This window comes from Serratia sp. NGAS9, from assembly GCF_009905295.1.
GTDB lineage: Bacteria > Pseudomonadota > Gammaproteobacteria > Enterobacterales > Enterobacteriaceae > Serratia > Serratia bockelmannii.
This window is the reverse complement of record NZ_CP047605.1, coordinates 2,690,795-2,716,148: the sequence shown is the minus strand read 5'-3', so window position 1 is coordinate 2,716,148 and position 25,354 is coordinate 2,690,795. Positions and strand designations below refer to the sequence as shown.

Here is a 25,354-nt window from a genome sequence, read left to right as displayed (position 1 = left end):
TGCGGCTGACAGTTTTACGCGAATCACCCGCTGCGAGCAAGCCTAACGTCACGGAACCCCGCGTTGCCGCGCGATTTTGCGCAAGAATGGTCAATCGAAGGGCGAACGATGAAAAACCCCGGCGCGCAGGCCGGGGTGAAGGGCGTGGGACAATCAGTCCCGCAGCGGCGTCGGCTGCAGGATTTCAATCCAGTAATCGTCTGGATCGCGAATGAACGCCACGTAGTTCATGCGGCCTTCATGCAGGCGTTTCTGGAAGGTGACGCCCAGGCGCTCAAACCGCTCGCAGGCGGCGTGCACGTCCGGCACCGTGACGCACAGGTGGCCAAAGCCGCGCGGTTCGCTGTTGCCGTTGTGGTAGTGGAAATCCGCCTGATTTTCGGTGCCGTGGTTATGGGTCAGCTCGAGAATACCCGGCTGGCTCAGCGCCCAGCGTTTGCGTTCGTCGTCATCCTGCGGGATCTGCTCGCGCGGGCTGCGCGTCAGGTAGCAGATGGTGAAAGCGGCTTCTTTGAACTCTTCCAGATAGACCGGGGTAAAGCCCAGCACGCGCGTATAGAAATCCAGCGCTTTGGCCAGATCCTTCACGCGGATCATGGTGTGGTTGAACACGTAACCGTCGGTTACCGCGTCCGGTTGGGCTGCCACGCCGGGCAGCGTCAGTAAATCATTCAGTGGCATCAGTGATCCTCCTCAGGGTGTCGGCAGACTGTAGGTGAAATCGATGCTAATCTAAAGTAATTGTTTTTAACTAAAACACTAACTAAAAGTGAATGATAGATGAAGCTGAGCCAGCTGAAGTTTTTCTGCACCGTGGTGGAACACAAAACCATCGCCGCCGCCGCCCGCGAGCTGCACTGCGTGCCTTCCAACGTCACGCTGCGGCTGCGTGAACTAGAGGAGTCGCTGGGCGGCGAGCTGTTTTTCCGCGACAAGAACCGGCTGTACGTCAATCCCAAAGGACGGCTGTTCTATCAGCAGGCGCGCGACATCGTGGCGCAGGCGGAGCGCAGCAAGCAGCTGTTCGCCGGCGAGCATCAGCATGGGCTGCTGAACCTCGGGGCGCTGGATTTCTCGCTGGTCAGCCATTTACCGGCGCGTATTGCCAGGCTGCGCCGTTTACAGCCTCATCTGCACATCAACGTACTGAGCCGCGACTCGCTGGTGCTGGAACGCATGCTGATCGACAGCGATCTCGACCTGGCGATCACCGACGGCCCGATTGAGCATCCGTTACTGGCCAGCCAAAAGGCATTCGATGAACGGCTGGTATTGCTGATGCCGGCCGATGTCGGGGAACCCGACGCCGCCACGCTGGTGCCGCTGGAGTTTTACACGTTCAGCCGCGAATGTTCGTTTCGCCTGAAGGTGGATCACTGGCTGGCCTCGCGCGGGCTGAAACCGCGCATGACGCTGGAAATGGAGTCTTATGCCGCGATGGCGGCCTGCGTGCAGGCCGGTTGCGGCGTGGCCTGCGTGCCCGGTTCGTTGCTGCCGCTGATCTTGCCGGCACCAGGGTTGAAGGTGGTGGAAATGGGTGAGGAGGGCGTGAGCGATCTGTACTTCGTCTGGCGACGGCATCAGCTGTCCGACGAGTTGCAGACTATCCTGGAAATATTGGCGCGCCCGGCGTGAACCGGGCGCGCATGTTCAGGCAATACGCAGCGAGGGTTGCTGCTCGCTGCGGCGAATCACCACCGGGATCGACTTCGAGGTCGGGGTGCCGGTACCGTCGCCGAAGCTGGCCAGCGGCACCAGCGGGTTGGTTTCCGGGTAGTAGGCCGCCAGGTTGCCACGCGGAATGTCGTAACTCACCAGCTTGAACCCGTCCACTTTACGCACCACGCCATCGTTCCACAGGGTTTCTATCTCTACCCGTTCGCCATCCTGTAGGCCCAGTGCCGCCAGATCCTCCGGATGGATGAACAACACTTCGCGCTGGCCGTAAACGCCGCGATAGCGGTCATCCAGACCATAGATGGTGGTGTTGTACTGATCGTGCGAGCGCAGCGTCTGCAGGGTAAACGGCGCTTGCTCGTCGCCCAGCTGCGGGAACAGGGTGGTCGGCAGCGCGGCGGCGCTGAATTCCGCCTTGCCGCTCGGCGTGGCGAAGCGCAGTTCGGCGGCGGCATTGCCCAGGTAGAAACCGCCGGGCTGGTCGCAGCGCCGGTTGAAATCCTCGAAGCCGGGAATGGTGGCGGCGATATGATCGCGGATCAGCGAATAGTCGTCGGCCAGTTCCAGCCAGTCCAGCTGTTGCGTACCCAGCACGGCGTCGGCGATACCGCAGACGATCGCCGTCTCCGAACGTTGAGTATCCGCCAGCGGTTTGCCGATGCCTTCCGAAGCGTGAACCATGCTGAATGAATCCTCGACCGTGATGTACTGCGAGCCGCTGGCCTGCATGTCCAGTTCGGTGCGGCCGAGCGTCGGCAGGATCAGCGCGTCTTTGCCGGTCACCAGGTGGCTGCGGTTAAGCTTGGTGCTGATATGCACCGTCAAATCGCAGTTGCGCAGGGCGCGGGCGGTGCGCTCGGTGTCCGGCGCTGCGGCGGCCAGGTTGCCGCCCAGCGCGATCAGCACTTTCACTTCGCCGCGCAGCATCGCTTCGATCGCTTCCACCGTGTTGTGCCCCACCGCGCGATTGGCGGTGAAGTTAAAGTGGCGTTCCAGGCTGTCGAGCAGTGCCTTCGGCGACTTCTCATCAATCCCCATGGTGCGGTTACCCTGGACGTTGCTGTGGCCGCGCACCGGGCACAGACCGGCGCCCGGTTTACCCAGTTGCCCGAACAGCAGCTGCAGGTTGGTGATTTCACGCACCGTCGCAATAGAGTGTTTATGCTGAGTCACGCCCATCGCCCAGGTGCAGATCACCCGTTCGGCACCCTGGTAGGTGGCCGCCGCCTGGCGCAATTGCGCTTCGCTCAGGCCCGATTGCGCGGTAATGGTCTGCCACTCGGTCGCGTCCACCTGTGCCAGGTAAGCCTCCACGCCGACGCTGTGCTGTTCGATAAATGCCAGGTCGAACAGGGCGGGTTCACCAGCGGCCATACGCTGGCGGTGAGTTTCCAGCAGCGCTTTCACCATGCCGCGCACCGCTGCCATATCGCCGCCCAGATTTGGCTGGTAATAGGAAGAGCTGATCGGTGAGGATTTTGGCGTCAGCATCTGTACCGGATCCTGCGGATCGGCGAACCTTTCCAGCCCACGTTCGCGCAGGGTGTTGAAACTGACGATACGCGCGCCGCGTCGGGCGGCGTTTTTCAGGCTGTGCAACATGCGCGGGTGGTTGGTGCCGGGGTTTTGACCGAACACGAAGATGGCGTCGGCCTTTTCGAAGTCATCGATGCGGATGGTGCCTTTGCCAACGCCGATGCTCTGCTTCAGCCCGACGCCGCTCGCTTCGTGACACATGTTGGAGCAGTCGGGGAAATTGCTGGTGCCGAGCATGCGGCCGAACAGCTGATAAAGGTACGACGCTTCGTTGCTGGCGCGGCCCGAGGTATACAGCTCGATCTGGTTCGGGTTGTCCATATCGTTGATGTGCTTGGCGATCAGCGCCAGCGCGTCCGGCCAATGGATAGGCTCATAGTGGTCGGTTTCGGCGTTGTAGCGCATCGGATGGGTGAGGCGACCCTGGTATTCGAGGAAATAGTCGCTCTGCTGCTGCAGGGTGCTGACGCTGTGGGCGGCGAAGAACTCAGGCTCCACGGCGCTGCGCGTCGCTTCCCAACTGACCGCTTTGGCGCCGTTTTCGCAGAAGCTGAAGGTGCTGTGGTTGTCGTCGCCCCAGGCGCAACCGGGGCAGTCGAAGCCGCGTGCCTTGTTGACGCGCATCAGGTTGCGCATGTTTTTTAGCGTTTGTTTACTGTCGAGGACAAAGCGGGTGGTGGCTTCAAGCGAACCCCAGCCGCCCGCTGGGCCGGTATAAGGCTTGATTGACGGTTTGAATTTCATGGTGACACTTCGCAGGTGGTTGTAGCTAAAAAGTAAACGCTTTTTTATGCGTCTTGCGTATTTATGTCACAAGTTTAGGGGCGTGGCAGGCAGGCGTCTAATCGAATGGGGCAATGGCGGCATAGAGCGTATCTATCGCAGGCGGACGCTGACCTAAACAAATGGTTGCATAAAGACACCCGCTGCAAAAGAGTAATGGTTTCGTCTGAAAGTGAATTCATGCAGTCTATCTCGCGGATTATATTGGTATTTTATTCAGCCTGCGGGCCTGAGGAACACAGCGTGAAGCGTTCAGTATCAGTGGTGATCGGCGGTATATTACTGCCTTTAGCGGCGCAGGCGGCGGAAACGACGCCCCATTTTCCCACCATGACCCCACCGGCGATAGACGCCGCCTCTTACGTTTTGATGGATTACACTACCGGCCAGGTACTGGCGGCCGACAATGCCGACGAACGGCGCAACCCGGCCAGCTTGACCAAACTCATGACCGGGTTGGTGATCGACCACGCGCTCGATCAGCACAAGATTGGCCTCGACGATGTCGTCACCGTGGGGAAAGACGCCTGGGCGCAGGGCAACCCGGTGTTCAAAGGCTCTTCGTTGATGTTCCTGAAGCCTGGTGACAGGGTCACGGTTCGCGATCTCAGCCGCGGTATCATCATCGATTCCGGCAACGACGCCTGCGTGGCGATGGCGGACTATGTGGCGGGCAGCCAGGCCAACTTCGTCAAGCTGATGAACGAGAAGAGCGCGCAGCTGGGCCTGCAGAACACCTATTTCGAAACGGTACACGGGCTGGATGCGCCGGGGCAATTCACCACCGCCGGCGATCTGGCGGTGGTTGCGCGCGCCATCATCATGAGTGAGCCGGCGGAATACCACATGTACAGCGAGAAATCGCTGACCTGGAACGGTATCACGCAGCAGAACCGCAACGGCCTGCTGTGGGATAAGACGCTGCACGTCGATGGGTTGAAAACTGGGCACACCGCCTCGGCCGGCTTCAACATCATCGCCTCCGCCACCGAAGGGGATCGCCGCCTGATTGCCGTGGTGATGGGCGGCAAAAGTTCCAAAGGCCGCGAGGAACAGGCGCGCAAGCTGCTGAGCTGGGGGCTGCGCGACTTTACCACGGTACACCTGTTCAGCGCCGGCCAGAGCCTGGGGGAAGAGCCAGTCTGGTACGGCGAGAATCACCGGTTACCGGTCGGCAGCGTGCAAGAGCAGTCGCTCAGCCTGCCAAAAAACGAAGCGGACAAGCTGAAGGCGCAGTACGTGATCAATACCGCGCGGCTGGAAGCGCCGATTGGTAAAGGGCAAACCGTCGGCGAGATCCGCATCAGCGACAATGGCCAGGTAGTGAAAACCCTACCGCTGGTGGCGCTGCAGGCGGTACCGCAGGGCGGCGTGTTCTCGCGCCTGGTGGATTACGTGAAGCTGAGGCTCTGACTCGTCGGGCGGGCGGCGGCCCCCGGTGGTATACTGGTGCGAATGCCGATCATTGAGCTGCGCTATGGATATTAAACAACTGATTTATTTGTGCAATCTGGAACGAGAGCGCCACTTCGGCCGGGCGGCGGAGGCCAGCTTCGTCAGCCAGCCGACGCTATCCATGCGATTGAAAAATCTGGAAAAAGAGCTGGGCGTTTCGCTGATTAACCGCGGCAACCATTTCGGCGGTTTTACCGCCGAAGGCGAGCGGGTGTTGGCGTGGGCGCGTGAGATCGTCTCGGTTTATCAGGGGCTGAAGCTGGAAGTGGAGTCGCTCAAGCACGGTTTGCACGGCACGCTGCGCCTCGGCGTGGTGCCGCAGTGCAGTATCTCGGTATCGGAAATGCTCAAGGCGGTCAGCGAACGTTACCCGCATCTCGATTACCGGCTGGCGGTGCTGAGCGCCGATCAGCTGTTGGAGGCGCTGACGGCGCACACCGTCGACATCGGCATCGGCTTTTTCGAGCTGTCGACCTTGAAGGAGCTGCATTTCCAATCGCAACCGCTGGTGGAAACCGGCGTCGAGCTGGTATTTCATCCGCAACATTTCCCGAAGCTGGTGGGCGATACGCCGTTGCCGCTGGAGGCGGTGGCCGCCTTGCCGTTGTGTCTCGCCGAGCCGACGCGTTATTTCCGCCGCTATCTCGATCAACACTTTCGCGACGCCGGGTTGACGCTGCACACGCGGCTTGAGACCGCGTCGATCTTCCAACTGCTCGAAGGTATTTTCGTCGGTTTGGGCTGCGGACTGTTCCCGCGCGGCCAGCTGCAATCGCCGTTGATGCCGGCGTTGCAGCGGCGTCCGGTGGCCATCGGCGCCATGCCGCGTCATGCGGCGGTGGTCGTCGATATGGCGGAGCGCGCTACGCCGTTGGCGCAAAAGTTCTTCGATGCCGCCAGCGAGTGGCTGCGTCAGCAGAATGTCTAAAACGCGCCGTATTGCGGCCGGTAATAAGGCCGCATAGCGGTATTCAGTCGGTGGTGATGGAAGATGTTGCATCGCCCAACGTTTGGCGCAGGCGATTTTCCCAGGCGTAGAGTGCGGCGGTGAGGATCACTTCCAGCGCCTGCGCCTGATTCAGACCGCTGTTGAACAACGGCTGCACGCTCTGCGGGGTAAATTTCTCCGGTGCGCGCGTCAGCTCGGCGGCGGTGTGGACCACCGCGCGTTTGACCGTATCCTCGGTAGAGGCCAATCCCTGAGGCAGCCCGGTGAACAGCGCCTGTACCAATCCGTCATCCTGCATTTCATGCGCCACCGTGGCCGCGCAGTAACGGCTGCCGTTGATGCGCGAGACCACCAGCGTCGCCAGCGCCTTCAGGCGGCTCGATAACCCATACCCTTCGGCATTGATGCCATTGAACACGCCGTTGCGTTCGCGCAGTGCGGCGGCATCGTGCGCTAACAGCAGATAATAAGATTCGGCGCGCGCCTGCGGGTGGCTCTGATCCAACACGTCAAGCTGTTCGGCGGCGGCGGTTTCCGTGTCGATCGGCGACAGCCGCGCAGTCCAGCTCAATTCTTCGGTACTGAAAGCGACGCCATCGGCGTCTTCGACATTCGGGAAGCCGGGCACCACTACCGCCGGTCGGCCGGCTAACGCCGCGATGCCAGCTACCACACGTGCCTGATAGCTGACAAAACCGATGATTTGCGAAAAGGTGACGATATCCGCAGGGCTCAGCCCGACGTCGACAAGCTGTTGCAGCGCCTTGCGGCAAATCAGCGTGGGTTGGCTGGCAAGCTGGCGGGCATATTGGGTGATCTGGGCGAGCCGGATATTGCTTTCCCGGGAGGCGTCCGGGCTGTGCAGCGGGGCGAGGCGGGCGGCATAGTGGCTACAGAGGGACTGCACGCCGGTCACCTGAGCGACGGTCAGTGCGGTGCTGAGGCGATCGTAGGGTGACAATGTCACGTATCGTGATAGCGACACCTGGTCGGGAAACAGGGCGTGGTAACCGGCCAGTGAGGCGTTGAATACCCCGGCGCGGGCGCCGAGCGCGCTGTTTAACGCTTCATCGGCGAAGGCACCCAGCCCCAGCAGAAAACGATCGCGCAGGGTAGCCGCCTGCGGCTCCAACGGCGTATCGCCCCGCACGCTGCTTTGGGTTTCGTGATACCACTGGGCATTATGTTGTCGACGGAGTCGTTCCATAGGGTCAATCCTTAATCATGATCAACAACCACCGCTGCGTACGGCAGCGGTGGCTGGACAAAGAGGCAACATGCCCGCAGGCGGGGCGAAAGGCGGATTTAGCGCAGCTCATCGCAGTACAGTGCGTGGCCGTAAACAGAGAAACCGGTGGCCAGCGTGAGCAGAAACTGCGCGAGGCGGCGATGGCGAAGGCTGTTCATCAGTGCGATATCCTGTCGTATGAGAGGCTCAACGTAGGGGATATCCTCACCGATCGCCCTGGCGAGATAAAATAATGTTACGGACTAATCAATAACTGAAAGGAATAAAATATAAGGATATATAACAAGAATGTAATTTGTATGTGCATTTTCTCGCTAAGCGACCGAGGCGCGCAGCAATAAAAAACCCGCCGCAGCGGGTTTGTTGCAGGCCAGGACGGGGCTCAGAAACGGCCGCCGTCGCGTCGCCAGGCGTCGGCGGTCAGCGCCTCGCCGAAGTGGCTGGCGATAAGACGCTTGGTCAATTCGTGCAGCGGCGCCGCCAACACCTCGGCGGTGCTGCCGCGTTCGACGATCTCCCCTTCGTGCATCACCAGCACCTGGTCGCTGATATGCTTCATCATGCCGAGATGCTGGGTGACGTAGATATAGGAAATGCCGTGTTTTTCCTGCAGTTCCAGCATCAGGTTGATGATTTGCGAGCGCATCGACATGTCCAGCGAGGCCAGCGCCTCATCGGCGACGATCACCTTCGGCTGCAGGATCAGCGCACGGGCCAGCGCGACGCGCTGTTTTTGCCCGGAAGCCAGCATGTGCGGATAGTAGTAAGCGTGATCCGGCAGCATGCCGACCTGGCGCAGCGTCTGGTTGATACGCTGCTCGCGCTCGGCGGGTTCCAGATCGGTGTTCAACCGCAGCGGCGCATCCAGCAGCTGGCCGATGCGCTGACGCGGGTTGAGCGAGGTGCTCGGATCCTGAAAAATCATACGAATGCGCTGGCTGCGGTAGCGATAATCACCGAACGCCAGCGGATGATCGTCGATCAGCAGTTCGCCGGCGGTCGGTTCCACCATGCCGGAGAGCATTTTCGCCAGCGTGGATTTGCCAGAGCCGTTCTCACCGATCACCGCCAGCGTCTGACCTTCACGCAGGGTAAAGCTGACGGACTTCACCGCCTCGACGTGCTGACGGCGGAACAGCCCGGTGCGGTAGCGGTAGGTTTTGCTCAGGTTGCGCACTTCCAACAGCGTTTCCATGTTATTGCTCCTCCATGTTCAGCGGGAAGTGGCAGGCGAAGAAGTGGTTTTTGACCGGGCGCAGGCGCGGCGTTTCGATGCACTTCTTCTGCGCGTAAGGGCAGCGCGGCCCCAGGCGGCAGCCGATCGGCAGGTGTTCCAGCGAAGGAATGGCGCCCGGTAGCGTGTTCAACCGGCTTTTGTGCGGCAGCGAGCGGCCGAAGTCCGGCATGGCGCGGATCAGCGCCTGGGTATAAGGGTGGTGCGGCGCCGCCAGCAGCTCTTCGCACTGGGCGCTCTCCACCGTTTGCCCGCAGTACAAGACGTTCACCCGGTCGGCCCACTTGCTCATCATCTGCAGGTCGTGACTGATCAGCAGAATGGTGGTGTTGTTGTTCTGATTGAGACGCGCCAACAGGCGGAAAATCTGCGCCTGGGTGGTCGGCTCCATGGCGTTGGTCGGCTCATCGGCGATCAGCAGGCGCGGCTGGTTGGCCAGCGCGATGGCGATCATCACTTTCTGGCACTCGCCCTCGGTCAGCTCGTACGGGAAGCTGCCCATGATGTCGTCGTGATCCTTGATGCCGACGCGGTGCAGCAGTTCGATGGCGCGGCGTTTGCGCCAGTTGAAGCGTTGCCACCAGCGGCCCTTGTAGGTCCAGCCCGGTATGGCCTGCGCCAGCTGGCGGCCGATGCTTTCGGAAGGATCGAGACAGGACTGCGGCTCCTGGAAGATCATCGAGACGTTGTGGCCCACCAGCCTGCGCCGCTCGCGCGGACTTAGCTGCAGCAGGTCGATGTCGTCGAAGCGAAAGCGATCGGCGGTGACGCGCCAGTTGTCTTTGGTCACGCCGCAGATGGCCTTGGCGATCAGGCTCTTGCCGGAGCCCGATTCACCCACCAGGCCGCGCACCTCGCCCTCGGTCAGCGTCATGCTGACGCGATCGACCGCCTTGACCGGCCCTTCGGCGGTCATAAATTCAATCGTCAGATTGCGGATATCGAGTAACGGCATTATTCCACCCCGGCATTGATTGCGCGGCGCATACCGTCGCCTAACAGGTTAACCAGCAGCACGCTGACGAGGATGGCCGCGCCGGGCAGCATCACCGTCCAGGGCGCAACGTACACCAGCTCGAGCGAATCGCCGAGCATCGCTCCCCATTCCGGCGAAGGCAGCTGCGCGCCGAGATCGAGGAAGCCGAGTGCGGCGATATCCAAAATGGCCATCGACAGCGCGCGGGTGAATTCGGTCACCAACACCGCCGCGATGTTCGGCATGACCGCGTACCACAAGATCTGCAGCGTGGAAGCGCCGTCAAGCCGGGCCGCCACCACGTACTCTTTCTCCAGTTCGTCGTGCACCGCGCTGTAGATGGTGCGCACCATGCGCGGCAACAAGGCGAGCCACACCGCCAGCATGGCGTGTTCAAGTTTGGGGCCGATAAACGCCACCACCACGATCGCCAGCAGCAGCGAGGGAATCGACAGCAGGGTATCGAGGATGTGGTTGAGCACCGCCGAGCGCAGCCCGTGGGTGACGCCGGCGAACACGCCGAGGATCACCCCGCAGAACGCCGCGGCCAGCGTCACCGCCAGCGCGGAGCCGAAGGTGGCGGCGGTGCCGGTCAACAGGCGGCTGAGGATGTCGCGCCCGAGATCGTCGGTGCCGAGGAAAAACGACACGTTGCCATAGCGCGACCACGACGGCGGCAGCAGCTGATAACCAAGGAACTGCTGATCCAGCGCGTAGGGCGCCAGCAGGCTGCCGAACAGCGACAGTAGCAGCAGGGCGATCACCCCGTAAAAACCGATCATCGCCAGCGCGTCGCCATAGAAAATCCGCCAGGTGTAGCGCAGCGGGCTCGGCATCTTTTTCTCGCGGTATACGTTATCGAAGGGCATACCATTCCTTATGTTTCAGCGGGTTGGTTGCCGCACCCAGAATGTCGGCCAGAACGTTAATGGTGATCACCAGCGTGCCGACCACCATGACGCCGGCGGAAATTGCCGCATAGTCCTGCTGGCGAATTGCGTTGATCAGCCACCGGCCGAGGCCTGGCCAACTGAACACCACTTCGGTGATCATCGCCAGCGTGAGCATGGTGGAGAACTGCAGCCCCAGTTTGGGCACGATCGGCGGCAGCGCGTTGTGCAACACGTGGCGACGAATGATGGTGAAGCGCGACAGGCCGCGGGTGGCGGCGGCCTTGATGTAGTTTTGGCTCAGCACGTCGTCGGTGCTGATGCGCATCAGCCGCACCACTTCGGTGGTGGGCGCCACCGCCAGCGCGGCGATCGGCAGGATCATGTGGCGCAGGGCGCTGCCGATCATCTCGGCGCGATACGGCGAGTCCGACAGCCAGGCGTCGATCAGCGCGAAACCGGTGATAGGCTTCACCTGATACAGCAGATCGAAACGGCCGGAAACCGGCAGCCAGCCGAGATGCAGCGAGAAGAACAGCATCAGCAGCAGCGCCAGCCAGAACACCGGCATTGAAAAGCCCAGCAGCGCGAAGGTGCTGATGGCGGTGTCCTGCCACTTGCCGCGCAGCACGCCGGCGATGATGCCCAGCGGAATGCCGATAAACAGCGCCAGGGCGAACGCCAGCAGGCACAGTTCCATGGTGGCCGGGAATACTTCGCGCAGCTGTTCGCTGATCGCCTGGCCGTTGATGCTGGAGACGCCGAAGTCCCAATGGAGCAGGCTGACGAAGTAGAACTGATAGGCGTCCAGCAGGGCGGCGCCGTTCAGCGGCGCGCGCGGCGTGAAATAGCTCAGGCTGAAGCTGACCAGCGTCAGGAAGAACAGCGTGATCAGCAGCAGCAGAATGCGGCGCAGGGTAAAGATAATCACTTGTTCACCTCCGGCGCGGATTCACGGTACACCCCGGCGAACGAGGCGTTGCCGAACGGGCTCAACACCAATCCCTTGATGTCGTAGCGGTAGGCCTGCAGACGCAAAGAAGAGGCCAGCGGCAGCACCGGCAGTTGCTGCTCGAGGATTTTCTGCGCCTTGCGGTAGTTGTCGATGCGCTGAGACAGCTGCTGCGACAACAGCGCGTTCTGCAGCACCTCGTCGAAGCCTGGGTCACACCAGTGAGCATAGTTGGTTTGCGAACGGATTGCCGCGCAGCTCAGCAGCGGCCGGAAGAAGCTGTCCGGGTCGTTGCTGTCGGTGGCCCAGCCGGTCAGGGTCAGATCGTGGTTCATTTCCATCAGGCGCGCCTCTTGGAAACGGCCTTCTACCGGCACGATGGTGACGTTGATGCCCACCTGGCCGAGATCGGCCTGGATCAGCTCGGCGGTTTTCAGCGGGCTCGGGTTGTAAGACTGCGAGGCGGTCGGCACCCACAGCTTCAGGTTCAGCTGGCCGACGCCGGCCTGCCGCAGCATCTCGCGCGATTTGGCCGGATCGTACTCGGTGACGTGCGCGTCGTTGTCATAGGCCCAGGAGGCGCGCGGCAAGATTGAGGCGGCGGTTTCCGCCGTGCCGTAATAGATCGACTGCATCAATCGTTGGTTGTTGATCGCCAGCGAAATCGCCTGGCGCACATTGAGGTTGTCGAGCGGCGGTTTGCGGGTGTTGAACGCCAGATAGGCGATGTTCATCCCAGGGCGCAGCGTCAGGCGCAGGCGCGGATCGTCGCGCAGGATCGACAGCTGGCTGGCCGCCGGATAAGCCAGTACGTCGCACTCGCCGGTCAGCAGCTTGGAGAGGCGGCCGGTGCCGCCGGCGCCCAGATCGATCACCACCTGCGGCATGCGCGGCAGGCCTTTCCAGTAGGCGGCGTTGCGCGCCAGGCGAATATATTGCCCCGAGCGGTATTCGTTGAGCAGGAACGGGCCGCTGCCGACCGGCTCGCGGTCGATCAGCTCCTGATGGCCTTGGCGCGTCAGCGTGTCGGCGTATTCGGCGGACAGCACCGGCGCGTAGTGGGTCGCCAGGTGCCACAGGAACGAGGCGTCCGGTGACTGCAGGCGAATCTCCACCGTGTAGTCGTCGAGCTTTCTCACGCTCTGCACCGAATCGCCGAACTGCAGGCTGTCGAAATAGGGGTATTCGCCACCGTTGACGTCGTGATACGGGTGTTTTTGGTCAAATACGCGCGCGAAGCTGAACACCACGTCGTCGGCGTTCATCTTGCGGGTGGGCGTAAACCAGGCGGTGGTCTGGAACGGTACGTCCTTGCGCAGATGGAAGCGGTAGGTGGCGCCGTTGTCCAGCACCTCCCAGCTTTGCGCCAGTTCGGGGATCAGCCGGTAGGTGTACGGGTCGACGTCCAGCAGGCGATCGTACAGCTGGGCGGCCAGGGTATCCACCGTCAGGCCGCTGCTGGCCATTTGCGGGTTGAAGGTATTCAGTATGCCGCTGACGCAATAAACAAAGCCGCTCTGGCGAATGTCCGGCAGCGGCGCCGCGCTGGGCACGGGCGGTGTTGTCGCGGCCAGGGCAGAGCCCGTCAGGCACAACGACAGTATCCAAAAGGGTAAACCACGCATAGAGGCTCATGGGTTAATCAGCAATAGCGTTAGTGTATCGTACTCTGACCAGCAGCCCAATCCATTGAACAAAATCGCTGAGTTTTCTGCGACTTGATTAATCAGGCCGTTCAGCGGCAAGAAAAAAGTTTTTCATGTTATGTTATAATATAACAAAACCGTGTTACCGTTCCCCGGCAAAGTCACAATAACGCAAGGGGATGTATGAACGAAGTTGCACTTCCACCACGCCGTTCGCTGCCGGACGCTCAGGCATGGCGCGGCGAAATGAGTGATGTCGGGCTCGATTGGGTCGGGATGCAAGGGATCGCGCTGCCGCTGGAACTGGCTGGCAAGCCATTGATGGCGAAGGTCGACGCCGGCATCAACCTGCGCGCCGAAGCGGCGGGCGAACGCGGTATTCACATGTCGCGGCTGTATCTGGCGCTGGACGAATTGACGCAGGGCGAGCTGACGGCGCAGCGCATCGGCCGGACGCTGCAGGCCTTTCTGGATTCGCAGCCAGAACACAGCGATCGCGCCAGCTTGTCGATCAGCGGCGAGCTGTTGCTGTCACGTCCGGCGCTGCTGTCGCCACAGCGTGGCTGGAAGGCTTACCCGCTGCGCATCGAGGCCACCCTGGCAGACACGCTGACGCTGGCGCTGACCGTCGGCGTGCCTTATTCCTCTACCTGCCCGAGTTCGGCGGCGCTTAGCCGTCAGCTGGCGCAGCAACAGTTTCAGTTTGATTTTGAACAGGCGGCAGAGCGGGTCAGCCAACGCCAGGTGAGCGAGTGGCTGCTGGAGCAAGGTATGCCGGCCACGCCCCACAGCCAACGCAGCTGGGCCTGGATCACCGTGACGCCCGAGAATGAACGGGCGTTCGAACCGGTGAAACTGATTGACCGCATCGAACACGCGCTGGGCACGCCGGTACAAACGCTGGTGAAACGCCGCGACGAGCAGGCCTTCGCATTAGCCAACGGTCAGAACCTGATGTTTTGCGAGGACGCGGCGCGCCGTCTGTATGGCATGCTGCGCAGCCAGTGCGACTACCGCGCTTTTTCGCTGCGCGTCGAGCATCAGGAGAGCCTGCATGCCCACAATGCGGTGGCGGAGCTGAGCTGGCGGGGAGAACACCATGCTGCGTAAAAATCCCAGCGGCCATCTGCCGCAGGTCTCGCCGCTGGCCTACATCGATCCCACCGCCATTATTTGCGGCCGGGTGATCGTCGAAGATTTCGTCTACGTCGGGCCGTATGCGGTAATTCGCGCCGACGAGTTGAACGCCGCCGGCGACATGGAACCGATCGTCATCGGCTCGCACTCCAATATTCAGGACGGTGTGGTGATCCATTCCAAGAGCGGGGCGGCGGTCACCATTGGCCGTTACAGCTCTATCGCCCACCGCGCCATCGTTCACGGCCCGTGTCGCATCGACGATCGGGTGTTTATCGGTTTCAACAGCGTGCTGTTCAACTGCCACATCCAGTCCGGCTGCGTGGTGCGTTATAACGCGGTGGTGGATGGCGTGACGCTGCCGGAAAACCGCTATATCCCCTCGACCGAGCGCGTGGGGCCGGACAGCGACCTGTCGCGCTATCGCCAGGTCGACCGCGGCGCGCTGCAGTTTTCGGAAGAAGTGGCCGCCACCAACGTCGAGCTGGTGCGCGGTTACCAGGCATTACGCAATGAATTTTAGTGAGGCTCTCATGAAACAACTTCCCGTGACCGTGCTTTCCGGCTTTCTCGGCGCCGGCAAGACCACGGTGCTGAACCACATCCTGAACAACCGGCAGGGCATGCGCGTGGCGGTGATCGTCAACGACATGAGCGAGGTGAATATCGACGCCGCGCTGGTGGAGAATGAAGTGCACTTCGATCGCCAGCAGGAAAAGCTGGTGGAGATGAGCAACGGCTGCATCTGCTGTACGCTGCGCGAAGACCTGCTGGTGTCGGTGCGCGAGCTGGCGCAGGACGGGCGCTTCGATTATCTGCTGATCGAATCGAGCGGCATCTCCGAACCGCTGCCGGTGGCGGAAACCTTTACTTTCGAGGATGAAGAAGGGGAAAGCCTGTCGCAGTTCGCCCGGCTGGATACCCTGGTGACGGTGGTCGACGGGGTGAATTTCATCCAGCAATATCAGCAGGCGCAAAGCCTGCAGGAGGCCGGTCAAAGCCTGGGCGAGGACGATCTGCGCAGCGTGGCGGACCTGTTGATTGAGCAGATCGAATTCTGCGACGTGATCCTGGTCAGCAAAACCGATCTATTGACGCCAACCCAGCAGGGCGAAGTGATGGCGCTGCTGGCCAGCCTGAACCCCGACGCCCGCATTGTGCCGATCGCGCCGGGCAAACTGCCGCTGGAGGTAGTGCTGAATACCGGCAGCTTCAGCTTTGAAAAGGCTCAGCAGGCACCCGGCTGGCTGAAAGAGCTGCGCGGCGAACACGTGCCGGAAACGGAAAGCTACGGCATCAGTAGCTTTGTCTATCAGGCGCGGCGGCCGTTTGCGCCAGACAAGTTCTACCGCGTGATCAACGGCGACTGGGGAGGCGGCAAGCTGCTGCGGTCGAAGGGCTTCTTCTGGCTGGCGACGCGGCCGCGGCAGGCCGGGCAGTGGAGCCAGGCGGGCGGCATCGCCCATTATGGCCTCGCGGGCACCTTTTGGCGCGCCATCCCGCAAGATAACTGGCCACAGGATCCCGAAACGCGGGCGCATATTCAGGAGAAATGGGTGGAACCGTTCGGCGACATGCGCCAGGAGCTAGTGTTTATCGGCCAGCATTTGCAGCAGGCGACGATCGTGCGTCTGCTGGACGACTGCCTGTTGAGCGACGATGAAATGGCCGCCGGCGTGGACTATTGGCTGGACATGGCAGACCCGTTCCCTGAGTGGTAATTGCGCAATCTTCGTGTGGAAATGAGAAAAATTCTCAACAAAGTGCTTTACAGACGATACTGATAACTATTATCATCGCCTGGCAGTTCACGGAAGGCCACAGTTTGCGGCTCTGATGTGGAAGGCACGACATTGCTCACATTGCTTCCAGTGTTTTTTAAGCCAGCTCGGGTGCTGGCTTTTTTTTTGCCTGTTATTCCTCGTCCGCTTCGCCGTTTTGCAGCAGCGCATGCTTTTTCAGCATACCGCGCAGCTGATGATAGGTGAGCCCCAGCAGCTGCGCCGCCTTGCGCTGATTGAACCGCCCGTGCTGCAGCGCCGCTTCGATCAATGCCTTCTCCTGCTCCAGCTGCCAGAGTTTCAAATCCAACGGCAGCGGCGGTAACGCGCCGGCGTCTTCAGGAATGGGCGCGACCGGCGTGGCCTCGCGTGGCGCAAACGGGTTGATGACGATCTCATCCAGCGGGCTGTCGCTGTCGCCGTGGCGATAGACTGAACGCTCCACCACGTTTTTCAGTTCGCGCACATTGCCCGGCCAGCCATACTCGAGCAACGTTTGCCTGGCACGTTCGGTAAAGCCGGGAAACAGCGGCAGCGCCAGCTCGCGGCACATTTGAATGGCGAAATGCTCGGCCAACAGCATGATATCGGGCCGCCGTTGGCGCAGTGGCGGCAGTTGCACCACGTCGAACGCCAGCCGATCCAGCAGATCGGCGCGGAATTTGCCCGCCGCCGCCAGCGCCGGCAGATCGTCGTTGGTGGCGCACACCAGGCGCACATCCACCCGCAGCGGCTGGCTGCCGCCCACGCGTTCCAGCTGGCCGTATTCGATCACCCGCAGCAATTTCTCCTGCACCAGCATCGGTGCGGTCGCCAGCTCATCGAGGAACAGCGTACCGCCGTCGGCGCGTTCGAAGCGGCCCAGATGGCGCTTTTGGGCGCCGGTAAACGCGCCGGCCTCGTGGCCGAACAGTTCGGAATCCAGCAGGTTTTCATTCAGCGCCGCGCAGTTAAGCGAGATGAACGGCCCTTGCCAACGGTTGGAGAGGTAGTGCAGACGGTGGGCGATCAACTCCTTTCCGGTGCCGCGTTCGCCGATCACCAGCACCGGCTTGTTCAGCTTGGCGACCTGGGAGACTTGCTCCAAGACTTCGACAAAGGCGTTTGCCTCGCCCAACAAATTCTCTGGCTGTTCGTTCATGATGAAATTCGCCAATGTTTGGTGAAAATAATCACTCTACAGCAAGCGCGCAGAGAGTCAAAAATAAAGTGTTGTTGTTTTTCAATAATTTAAAAGTTGGCACGGGTTTTGATTATCTCTTTGGGCAAGCTGTACGACTTAACGCGGCGCTTCAGACGCCATCAGAACCAAGAGGAAGTGAATTATGGGTATTTTTTCTCGTTTTGCCGACATCGTGAACGCCAACATCAACACCCTGCTGGACAAGGCGGAAGATCCGCAGAAGCTGGTGCGGTTGATGATCCAAGAGATGGAAGACACGCTGGTTGAAGTTCGCTCTACGTCGGCGCGTGCGCTGGCGGAGAAAAAGCAGCTGCTGCGTCGCATCGAGCAGGGTGAAAACCAGGTCAGTGACTGGCAGGAAAAAGCCGAACTGGCGCTGCGCAAAGATAAAGAAGACTTGGCCCGTGCGGCGCTGATCGAAAAACAAAAGGTGGCCGATCTGATCGCTACGCTGACGCAGGAAGTGGCGACCGTAGAAGAAACGCTGGCGCGCATGAAGAGCGAAATCGGCGAGCTGGAAAACAAGCTGACAGAAACCCGTGCGCGGCAGCAGGCGTTGGCGCTGCGTCATCAGGCCGCATCTTCTTCTCGTGACGTGCGCCGCCAGCTCGACAGCGGCAAGCTGGATGAGGCGATGGCGCGTTTCGAACAGTTCGAACGTCGCATCGACCATATGGAAGCCGAAGCGGAAAGCATCAGCATTGGTAAAAAGAAGTCGCTGGACCAGGAGTTTGCCGAGCTGAAAGCCGACGACGCCATCAGTGAGCAGCTGGCGGCGCTGAAAGCCAAAATGAACCGCTCCGAGTAAGGCGAGCCGCGGCCACACGCCGGAGGTGGCCGCCTATCCAGGATCCGATAAGAAGGAACAACAATGAGTGCTTTATTACTTGCCATTCCGCTGACAATTTTCGTGCTGTTTGTCGCGCCGATTTGGCTTTGGCTGCATTACAGCAATCGGCAACAGACCGGCATACAGCTGAGTCAGCAAGAAATGCAGCGCCTGGCGCAGCTGGCGGAAGATGCCAAACGCATGCGTGAACGCATTCAGGCGCTGGAAGAGATCCTCGATGCGGAACACCCGAACTGGAGACAGTCCTGATGAGCACGACGCTGGGCAGTAAAAAGCTTTATCGCGTTCCCGAAGAAGGCATGGTGAAAGGCGTCTGCGCCGGTTTGGCGCACTATTTCGACGTACCGGTGCGACTGATCCGCGTGATGGTGGTGCTGTCGCTGTTCTTCGGGCTGTTCTTCTTCACGCTGGTGGCCTATATCGCGCTGGTGTTCGTGTTGGATGAAGCGCCGGCCAGCCGTTTCGAAGGCGAGCATCAGAAGACGCCGCGCCAACTGCTCGATCAGCTGGAGTATGAGTTGGGCAGCGGCGAGCAGCAGCTGCGTCAGGTCGAGCGCTACGTGACGTCCGATACCTTCGGCGTACAGAGCCGTTTCCGCAAGCTGTAACCCTTCTTGCGATACCCGGCCTGCGCAGGCCGGGCATCTTCGCCGCCGTTATCCCGTTGAATGTAACCTTAATCTCTTGTGCCGGAGGGCATTGTCATGAATAAAATCGATGTTGCAAACACCGCCAGAACGGGTGGATTTAAACGAGGAGCGGCGGCAATGTTGAAGACATTGGCTAAAGTCATCATCATAGTGTTATTGAACTATGGCCCGGCGGGCGCCGCCGGCTGGCTGCTGAAAACCGTCGGCCGTAAACCGGTGCGCGTCGTGCTGGCGCTGGTGCTGGAACCGCTGTTCCGTAAAGGCCTGAACAAGGCATTCGGGCGTTACGTCAAGGAGAGCAATGAAACGACTGCAAAATGAGTTAACCTCGCTGGTCAACCGCGGAATGGATCGCCATCTGCGCCTGGCGGTGACCGGCCTGAGCCGCAGCGGCAAAACCGCCTTTATCACCGCCTTCGTCAACCAACTGCTGCATGTGCACAGCGGCGCGCGCATGCCGCTGTTTTCACCGGTGCGCGAAGAGCGCCTGCTGGGCGTCAAACGCATCCCGCAACGCGATCTCGGCATCCAGCGTTTCACCTATGACGAAGGGCTGGCGCAGCTGTACGGCACGCCGCCGGCCTGGCCGACGCCGACGCGCGGGGTCAGCGAAATCCGGCTGGCGCTGCGTTACCGCTCCAACGACTCGCTGCTGCGGCACTTCAAAGACACTTCCACGCTGTACCTGGAGATCGTCGATTATCCGGGCGAATGGTTGCTGGATCTGCCGATGCTCGAACAGGATTACCTGGCCTGGTCGCGCCAGATGACCGGGCTGCTGCAGGGCGAACGCGCCGAATGGGCCAAGCCCTGGCTTGAACTGTGCAAGGCCTGCGATCCGCTGGCTCCGGCCGACGAAAACCGGCTGGCGGCGATCGCCCAGGCCTACACCGATTATCTGTTGCGCTGCAAAAGCGAAGGGCTGCACTTCATTCAGCCAGGCCGTTTCGTGCTGCCGGGTGACATGGCCGGCGCGCCGGCGCTGCAGTTTTTCCCGTGGCCCGACGTGGCCGCGATCGGCGAATCGAAGCTGGCGCAGGCCGACAAACACACCAACATCGGCATGTTGCGCGCTCGCTTCAACTACTACTGCCAGTCGATCGTCAAAAACTTCTACAAAGAACACTTCGTTCGTTTCGATCGTCAAATCGTGCTGGTTGACTGCCTGCAGCCGCTCAACAGCGGCCCGCAGGCGTTCAACGACATGCGCCTGGCGTTGACCCAACTGATGCAGAGCTTCCATTACGGCAAGCGCACGCTGTTTCGCCGCTTGTTCTCGCCGACCATCGACAAACTGATGTTCGCCGCCACCAAGGCGGACCATATCACCGCCGATCAGCACGCCAATCTGGTGTCATTGCTGCAGCAGCTGGTGCAAGAGGCGTGGCAGAACGCGGCGTTCGAGGGCATTAGCATGGATTGCGTCGGCCTGGCCTCGGTGCAGGCGACCGAGAGCGGCATCGTCGATCACCAGGGGCAACGCATTCCGGCATTGAAGGGCAACCGCCTGAGCGACGGCGCGCCGCTGACGGTGTTCCCCGGCGAAGTGCCCGCCCGCCTGCCGGGACCGGCGTTCTGGCAGAACCAGGGGTTCCACTTCGATGAGTTTCGTCCGCGCGCCATGAGCGTGGACAGCCCGTTGCCGCACATCCGCCTGGATGCTGTGATGGAGTTTTTATTGGGAGACAAATTGCGATGAGCGAGCCGATCAAACCGCGTATCGATTTTGACGAGCCGCTGCAGCCGCCGCAGGAGCCGGCGTTGCGCGCCGGCGTCGCTTTCGATGCCGAACAGGCAGAAAGCTTTTTCCCGGCGGCGCCGGAACTGCAGCAGGAAGAGGAAGAAGGGCGCGCCGAAGGCATCATCAACGCCGCGCTGAAACCTAAACGCAGCCTGTGGCGCAAAATGGTCACTGCCGGGCTGGCGCTGTTCGGCGTCAGCGTGTTGGCGCAGGGCGTGCAGTGGGTGCATACCGCTTGGGTGCAACAGGACTGGATCGCCATGGGCGGCGGCGTGGCCGGCGGCCTGATCGTGTTCGCCGGCGTCGGTTCGGTGGTCACCGAATGGCGGCGTTTGTATCGGCTGCGCCAGCGCGCGGAAGAGCGCGACGTGGCGCGCGAGCTGTTGCACAGCCACGGGCTGGGGCAAGGGCGCGAATTCTGCGAGAAGCTGGCGCGTCAGGCCGGGCTGGATCAGGGGCATCCGGCGTTGCAGCGCTGGCAGGCCTCGCTGCATGAAACCCAAAATGACCGTGAAGTGGTGGAGCTGTACGCCAAGCTGGTACAGCCAGTGCTCGACAACCAGGCGCGGCGCGAAATCAGCCGCTCCGCCGCCGAATCGACGCTGATGATTGCCGTCAGCCCGTTGGCGCTGGTGGACATGGCGTTTATCGCCTGGCGCAACATCCGTTTGATTAACCGCATCGCGGCGCTGTACGGCATCGAACTGGGTTACTTCAGCCGCATTCGTCTGTTCCGGCTGGTGCTGCTCAACATCGCCTTCGCCGGCGCCTCTGAACTGGTGCGTGAAGTGGGCATGGACTGGATGTCGCAGGATCTGGCGGCGCGGCTGTCGGCGCGCGCGGCGCAGGGCATCGGCGCCGGGTTGTTGACCGCGCGGCTGGGCATCAAGGCGATGGAGCTGTGCCGCCCGCTGCCGTGGCTGGAGGGGGAAAAGCCGAAGCTTGGCGATTTCCGCAGCCAGCTGATCGGCCAGTTAAAAGACACGCTGAAAAAGAGCGACGGCAAGGCCAAATAACCCCGCGACGGCGCTCCCAGGAGCGCCGTTTTCTCAACGGCACCGACGCCGGACGTAATCGAGACTTGACGACAGTCGATCCCCCTGTGATTACGTGATAAATCTCTGCAAAATTAATTCTGGTTGTGATAACTCTCTGTTTGTAGGCTAAAGTGACGCCGATGCTGTTATCCGCTTGCGTTTAAAATCAGCAACCACGGCAATAAATCAGAGTTCTGTCAACTTTTGCTGACAGATCGCTTCTACCGCCCGGTGCGAGGGAGTATCATCATCGTCAACGATCCCCGCACCTGCAGAGATAAGGCCAACACTGATGCGTTTGGAAGTATTTTGCGAAGACCGCCTCGGTCTCACTCGAGAATTACTCGATCTTTTGGTATCGCGCAGCATTGACTTACGTGGCATCGAAATCGATCCCATCGGCCGCATTTACCTCAATTTCTCCCAGCTGGATTTCGATACTTTCCGCGCGCTGATGGCGGAGATCCGCCGCATCGCCGGCGTGACCGACGTGCGCACCGTCAGCTTTATGCCTTCCGAACGCGAACATCGCGCGCTGCGTGCGCTGCTGGAATCGATGCCGGAACCGGTGTTCTCTATCGACATGAAGGGCAAGGTCGAGCTGGCCAACCCGGCGGCGCAGGCGCTGTTCAGCCTGAACGAAGACAAGATCCGCAACCAGACCGCCGGGGCGCTGATCGGCGGCTATAACTTCAGCCGTTGGCTGGAGAGCGAGCATACGGCGCCGCACGCCGAGCGGGTGGTGATCCGCAGCCAGGACTTCCTGATGGACATCACGCCTATCTATCTGGAAGACGAACAGCAGCAGGCGGCCGCGGTCGGCGCGGTGGTGATGCTGAAGTCCACCGCGCGCATGGGCCGCCAACTGCAAAATCTGTCGGTGAACGACGATACCGAATTCGACCACATCGTGGCGGTGAGCGCCAAGATGCGTCACGTGCTGGAGCAGGCGCGCAAGCTGGCGATGCTCGATGCGCCGCTGCTGATCGTCGGCGATACCGGTACCGGCAAGGATATTCTGGCCCGCGCCTGCCATTTGCGCAGCCCGCGTGGCAAACAGCCGTTCCTGGCGCTGAACTGCGCCGCGCTGCCGGATGACGTGGTGGAGAGCGAACTGTTCGGCCATGCGCCGGGCGCTTATCCCAACGCGCTGGAAGGCAAGAAGGGCTTCTTCGAGCAGGCCAACGGCGGTTCGGTGCTGCTGGATGAGATCGGCGAAATGTCGCCGCGTATGCAGACCAAGCTGCTGCGTTTCCTCAACGACGGCACGTTCCGCCGCGTTGGCGAAGAGCATGAGGTGCACGTCGACGTGCGCGTGATCTGCGCCACCCAGAAAAACCTTACCGAGCTGGTGCAGCGCGGCGAATTCCGCGAAGATCTCTATTATCGCCTCAACGTACTGACCATCACCATCCCGCCGCTGCGCGAACGTCCGCAGGACATCATGCCGTTGACCGAGCTGTTCGTGGCGCGCTTCGCCGATGAGCAGGGCGTGGCGCGGCCCAAGCTGGCGAACGATCTGGGCGGCTTCCTCAGCAAGTACGGCTGGCCGGGCAACGTGCGTCAGCTGAAAAACGCTATCTACCGCGCGCTGACGCAAACCGAAGGCTACGAACTGCGGCCACAGGATATCGTGTTGCCGGAGTTTGAGGTGGAGATGTCGCTGGGCGACGAGGTGCTGGACGGTTCGCTGGACGACATCAGCAAGCGTTTCGAACGCTCGGTGCTGACGCGCCTGTATCGCACCTATCCCAGCACCCGCAAGCTGGCGAAGCGGCTGGGCGTTTCCCATACCGCCATCGCCAACAAGCTGCGCGAGTATGGCCTGAGCAGCCGCAAAGGCGGCGCTGAGGGCGAAGAATAAGAAAGGCGCCTTGCGGCGCCTTTAATGGGTATCCAAAGCCGGCGTTCGCCGGCTTTGTTATTTCAGCGCAGCCAGCGCCGCGTCGTAGTCAGGCTCGGTGGTGATTTCGTTCACCAGCTCGCTGTACAGCACGTTGTCCTGGCCATCCAGCACCACGACCGCACGCGCGGTCAGGCCTGCCAACGGGCCTTCGGCGATTTCGACGCCGTACGCCTGCTTGAACTCGGCGCCGCGCAGGGTAGACAGGGTAACCACGTTGCTCAGGCCTTCCGCGCCGCAGAAGCGAGACTGCGCGAACGGCAGATCGGCGGAGATGCACAGCACCACGGTGTTATCCAGGCCGCTGGCCAGCTGGTTGAATTTACGCACCGACGTCGCGCAGACGCCGGTATCGATGCTTGGGAAGATGTTCAGGACTTTGCGTTTACCCGCGAAGCTGCTCAGCGCCACGTCTGACAGGTCTTTGGCAACCAGCGAGAAGGCCTTGGCCTGTTCGCCCTGCTGTGGCAGTTTGCCTGCTACGCTGACCGGATTGCCTTGAAAATGTACTGTCTGAGTCATTGCTAGATTCCTTTTACAGGTGTTTATACAAAGGGTATGAACCTGATGAAACGGCGCGCCGGCAACGGCATTTAACATCAGGTTCACACCCTGGCGCCAGTTTATGACAACCGGGGCGGATTGGATATCAAAGTTTGCTAAATAGTTGTATATATTAGGCTGTTCTATAAAACATCACCGGCGCATCAGCCTGGCTGAATGCGCAGTTTTCGCTCAGGAGCCGTTATGAGAGACATGCGTTTTTACCCGGAAGCCTGGCCGCTGCATACTGCCTTCGTGATTGCGCGCGGCAGCCGCACCGAAGCCCGGGTGGTGGTGGTCGAAATCGAACAGCAGGGCGTGCGCGGCACCGGTGAATGTACGCCGTACCCGCGTTACGGCGAGAGCGAGGAATCGGTGATGGCACAGCTGGCAGAGATGGCGCCGGCGATCGCACAAGGCATGACCCGCGAACAGCTGCTGGTGCAGATGCCGGCGGGCGCCGCCCGCAACGCGCTGGATTCGGCGCTGTGGGATCTGGAGTGCCGCCTGCACGGGCAGAGCCTGTGGCAGCGCAGCGGTGTGACGGCCCCGGCGCATATCCGTATGGCGCAGACCGTCAGCATCGGCACGCCGGAAGCGATGGCCTTCGCCGCGCGTGAACTGGAGCAGCAGGGCGCCACGCTGCTGAAGATCAAACTCGACGATCACTATATCAGCGAACGATTGGTAGCGATCCGCGCCGCGGTACCGCAGGCGACGCTGATCGTCGACGCCAATGAGTCCTGGCAGGCGGAAGGGCTGGTGGCGCGCTGCCAGCTGCTGGCCGATCTCGGCGTGGCGATGCTGGAGCAGCCGCTGCCGGCCGGTGACGACGCTGCGTTGGAGCACTTTATCCATCCGCTGCCGATCTGCGCCGATGAGAGCTGCCACACCCGTGCCGATCTGCCGCGGCTGGCGCAACGCTATCAGATGGTCAATATCAAACTGGACAAAACCGGCGGCTTGACTGAGGCGTTGGCGCTGGCGCAGGCCGCGCGCGAACAAGGGTTCGCCATCATGCTCGGCTGCATGTTGTGCACGTCGCGCGCGATATCCGCCGCCTTGCCGCTGGCGCCGGCGGCGCGCTTCGTCGATCTGGACGGCCCGACCTGGCTGGCGCGGGACGTCGAACCGGGTCTGGCGTTCGAATGCGGGGCGATCGTCGATATCGCCCCGTAGGGA

Annotated in this window: 24 protein-coding genes; 14 read left to right on the top strand and 10 right to left on the bottom strand. The window is 61.2% G+C overall.

Annotated elements, in window-relative coordinates; genetic code table 11:
* Window positions 1-153: 153 nt before the first annotated feature.
* The gene (gene gloA / locus GUC32_RS13010; RefSeq protein WP_060433164.1) at window positions 154-681 is read right to left on the bottom strand and encodes a lactoylglutathione lyase; all 528 of its coding nucleotides are present in this window, start codon (window positions 679-681) and stop codon (window positions 154-156) included.
* 99 nt (window positions 682-780) lie between these two features.
* On the opposite strand from gloA, the gene GUC32_RS13005 reads away from it, so the two are divergent.
* The gene (locus GUC32_RS13005; protein WP_049205484.1) at window positions 781-1,635 is read left to right on the top strand and encodes a LysR family transcriptional regulator; all 855 of its coding nucleotides are present in this window, start codon (window positions 781-783) and stop codon (window positions 1,633-1,635) included.
* 15 nt (window positions 1,636-1,650) lie between these two features.
* Here GUC32_RS13005 and GUC32_RS13000 read toward each other — a convergent pair whose 3' ends face one another.
* Window positions 1,651-3,957: an FdhF/YdeP family oxidoreductase gene (locus GUC32_RS13000; protein ID WP_197832015.1), complete on the bottom strand. Its 2,307-nt coding sequence runs from the start codon at window positions 3,955-3,957 to the stop codon at window positions 1,651-1,653.
* A 282-nt stretch (window positions 3,958-4,239) separates the two neighbouring features.
* Between GUC32_RS13000 and dacD the strand changes: the two genes are divergently transcribed.
* Both dacD and GUC32_RS12990 read left to right on the top strand, forming a co-directional pair.
* The gene (gene dacD, locus GUC32_RS12995; RefSeq protein ID WP_369435264.1) at window positions 4,240-5,409 is read left to right on the top strand and encodes a serine-type D-Ala-D-Ala carboxypeptidase DacD; all 1,170 of its coding nucleotides are present in this window, start codon (window positions 4,240-4,242) and stop codon (window positions 5,407-5,409) included.
* A 64-nt stretch (window positions 5,410-5,473) separates the two neighbouring features.
* A complete protein-coding gene (locus tag GUC32_RS12990; protein ID WP_025303008.1) occupies window positions 5,474-6,379 on the top strand; it encodes a LysR family transcriptional regulator in 906 nt (301 codons plus the stop codon).
* A gap of 43 nt (window positions 6,380-6,422) precedes the next feature.
* Here GUC32_RS12990 and GUC32_RS12985 read toward each other — a convergent pair whose 3' ends face one another.
* The 6 genes from GUC32_RS12985 to sapA form a co-directional block, all read right to left on the bottom strand.
* Window positions 6,423-7,607, bottom strand: a complete 1,185-nt coding sequence (locus GUC32_RS12985) for a CMD domain-containing protein (protein WP_369435263.1) — start codon at window positions 7,605-7,607, stop codon at window positions 6,423-6,425.
* Between the two features lie 424 nt (window positions 7,608-8,031).
* On the bottom strand, window positions 8,032-8,844 hold the full coding sequence (sapF, locus tag GUC32_RS12980; RefSeq protein WP_016927550.1) for a putrescine export ABC transporter ATP-binding protein SapF: 813 nt from the start codon (window positions 8,842-8,844) through the stop codon (window positions 8,032-8,034).
* Between the two features lies 1 nt (window position 8,845).
* The gene (sapD, locus tag GUC32_RS12975; RefSeq protein ID WP_019452674.1) at window positions 8,846-9,838 is read right to left on the bottom strand and encodes a putrescine export ABC transporter ATP-binding protein SapD; all 993 of its coding nucleotides are present in this window, start codon (window positions 9,836-9,838) and stop codon (window positions 8,846-8,848) included.
* Complete coding sequence (sapC, locus tag GUC32_RS12970) at window positions 9,838-10,728, bottom strand: putrescine export ABC transporter permease SapC (RefSeq protein ID WP_004930580.1); 891 nt, start codon at window positions 10,726-10,728, stop codon at window positions 9,838-9,840. The genes sapD and sapC overlap by 1 nt, the downstream gene beginning before the upstream one ends.
* Window positions 10,715-11,680, bottom strand: coding sequence for a putrescine export ABC transporter permease SapB (gene sapB, locus GUC32_RS12965; protein ID WP_004930575.1), 966 nt, complete (start codon window positions 11,678-11,680; stop codon window positions 10,715-10,717). The genes sapC and sapB overlap by 14 nt, the downstream gene beginning before the upstream one ends.
* Entirely contained in the window at window positions 11,677-13,326 is a 1,650-nt protein-coding gene (sapA, locus tag GUC32_RS12960) for an ABC transporter substrate-binding protein SapA (RefSeq protein ID WP_025303005.1), read from the bottom strand. Before sapA ends, sapB begins: the two co-directional genes overlap by 4 nt.
* 204 nt (window positions 13,327-13,530) lie before the next feature.
* Here sapA and folE2 point away from each other — a divergent pair, with 204 nt between their 5' ends.
* Genes folE2 through zigA form a run of 3 tightly spaced genes read left to right on the top strand, consistent with a single transcriptional unit; the run spans window position 13,531 to window position 16,205 of the window.
* Entirely contained in the window at window positions 13,531-14,457 is a 927-nt protein-coding gene (gene folE2, locus GUC32_RS12955; RefSeq protein ID WP_043143648.1) for a GTP cyclohydrolase FolE2, read from the top strand.
* Entirely contained in the window at window positions 14,447-15,007 is a 561-nt protein-coding gene (locus GUC32_RS12950; RefSeq protein ID WP_025303003.1) for a carbonate dehydratase, read from the top strand. The genes folE2 and GUC32_RS12950 overlap by 11 nt, the downstream gene beginning before the upstream one ends.
* Window positions 15,008-15,017: 10 nt before the next feature.
* Window positions 15,018-16,205 carry a zinc metallochaperone GTPase ZigA gene (gene zigA / locus GUC32_RS12945; RefSeq protein ID WP_043143646.1) on the top strand — a complete coding sequence of 396 codons (1,188 nt, stop codon included), beginning with the start codon at window positions 15,018-15,020 and terminating at the stop codon, window positions 16,203-16,205.
* Window positions 16,206-16,398: 193 nt separating this feature from the next.
* Here zigA and pspF read toward each other — a convergent pair whose 3' ends face one another.
* Window positions 16,399-17,406, bottom strand: a complete 1,008-nt coding sequence (gene pspF / locus GUC32_RS12940) for a phage shock protein operon transcriptional activator (protein ID WP_043143644.1) — start codon at window positions 17,404-17,406, stop codon at window positions 16,399-16,401.
* A 184-nt stretch (window positions 17,407-17,590) separates the two neighbouring features.
* Between pspF and pspA the strand changes: the two genes are divergently transcribed.
* The 7 genes from pspA (at window position 17,591) to tyrR (ending at window position 23,590) form a co-directional block, all read left to right on the top strand.
* The gene (pspA, locus tag GUC32_RS12935) at window positions 17,591-18,256 is read left to right on the top strand and encodes a phage shock protein PspA (protein WP_025303000.1); all 666 of its coding nucleotides are present in this window, start codon (window positions 17,591-17,593) and stop codon (window positions 18,254-18,256) included.
* Window positions 18,257-18,319: 63 nt separating this feature from the next.
* Entirely contained in the window at window positions 18,320-18,547 is a 228-nt protein-coding gene (gene pspB / locus GUC32_RS12930; RefSeq protein ID WP_004930553.1) for an envelope stress response membrane protein PspB, read from the top strand.
* On the top strand, window positions 18,547-18,906 hold the full coding sequence (gene pspC / locus GUC32_RS12925; protein ID WP_004930552.1) for an envelope stress response membrane protein PspC: 360 nt from the start codon (window positions 18,547-18,549) through the stop codon (window positions 18,904-18,906). Before pspB ends, pspC begins: the two co-directional genes overlap by 1 nt.
* A gap of 96 nt (window positions 18,907-19,002) precedes the next feature.
* The gene (pspD, locus tag GUC32_RS12920) at window positions 19,003-19,269 is read left to right on the top strand and encodes a phage shock protein PspD (protein WP_072008280.1); all 267 of its coding nucleotides are present in this window, start codon (window positions 19,003-19,005) and stop codon (window positions 19,267-19,269) included.
* Complete coding sequence (locus GUC32_RS12915; RefSeq protein ID WP_025302998.1) at window positions 19,250-20,647, top strand: YcjX family protein; 1,398 nt, start codon at window positions 19,250-19,252, stop codon at window positions 20,645-20,647. Before pspD ends, GUC32_RS12915 begins: the two co-directional genes overlap by 20 nt.
* On the top strand, window positions 20,644-21,705 hold the full coding sequence (locus GUC32_RS12910) for a YcjF family protein (protein WP_043143639.1): 1,062 nt from the start codon (window positions 20,644-20,646) through the stop codon (window positions 21,703-21,705). The genes GUC32_RS12915 and GUC32_RS12910 overlap by 4 nt, the downstream gene beginning before the upstream one ends.
* A 313-nt stretch (window positions 21,706-22,018) precedes the next feature.
* Window positions 22,019-23,590 carry a transcriptional regulator TyrR gene (gene tyrR, locus GUC32_RS12905; protein WP_025302997.1) on the top strand — a complete coding sequence of 524 codons (1,572 nt, stop codon included), beginning with the start codon at window positions 22,019-22,021 and terminating at the stop codon, window positions 23,588-23,590.
* Between the two features lie 57 nt (window positions 23,591-23,647).
* Here the strand turns inward: tyrR and tpx are convergent, their stop codons facing one another.
* Window positions 23,648-24,151 carry a thiol peroxidase gene (tpx, locus tag GUC32_RS12900; protein ID WP_004930536.1) on the bottom strand — a complete coding sequence of 168 codons (504 nt, stop codon included), beginning with the start codon at window positions 24,149-24,151 and terminating at the stop codon, window positions 23,648-23,650.
* Between the two features lie 225 nt (window positions 24,152-24,376).
* On the opposite strand from tpx, the gene ycjG reads away from it, so the two are divergent.
* Window positions 24,377-25,351 carry an L-Ala-D/L-Glu epimerase gene (gene ycjG / locus GUC32_RS12895; RefSeq protein ID WP_049207462.1) on the top strand — a complete coding sequence of 325 codons (975 nt, stop codon included), beginning with the start codon at window positions 24,377-24,379 and terminating at the stop codon, window positions 25,349-25,351.
* The last annotated feature ends 3 nt before the right edge of the window (window positions 25,352-25,354 follow it).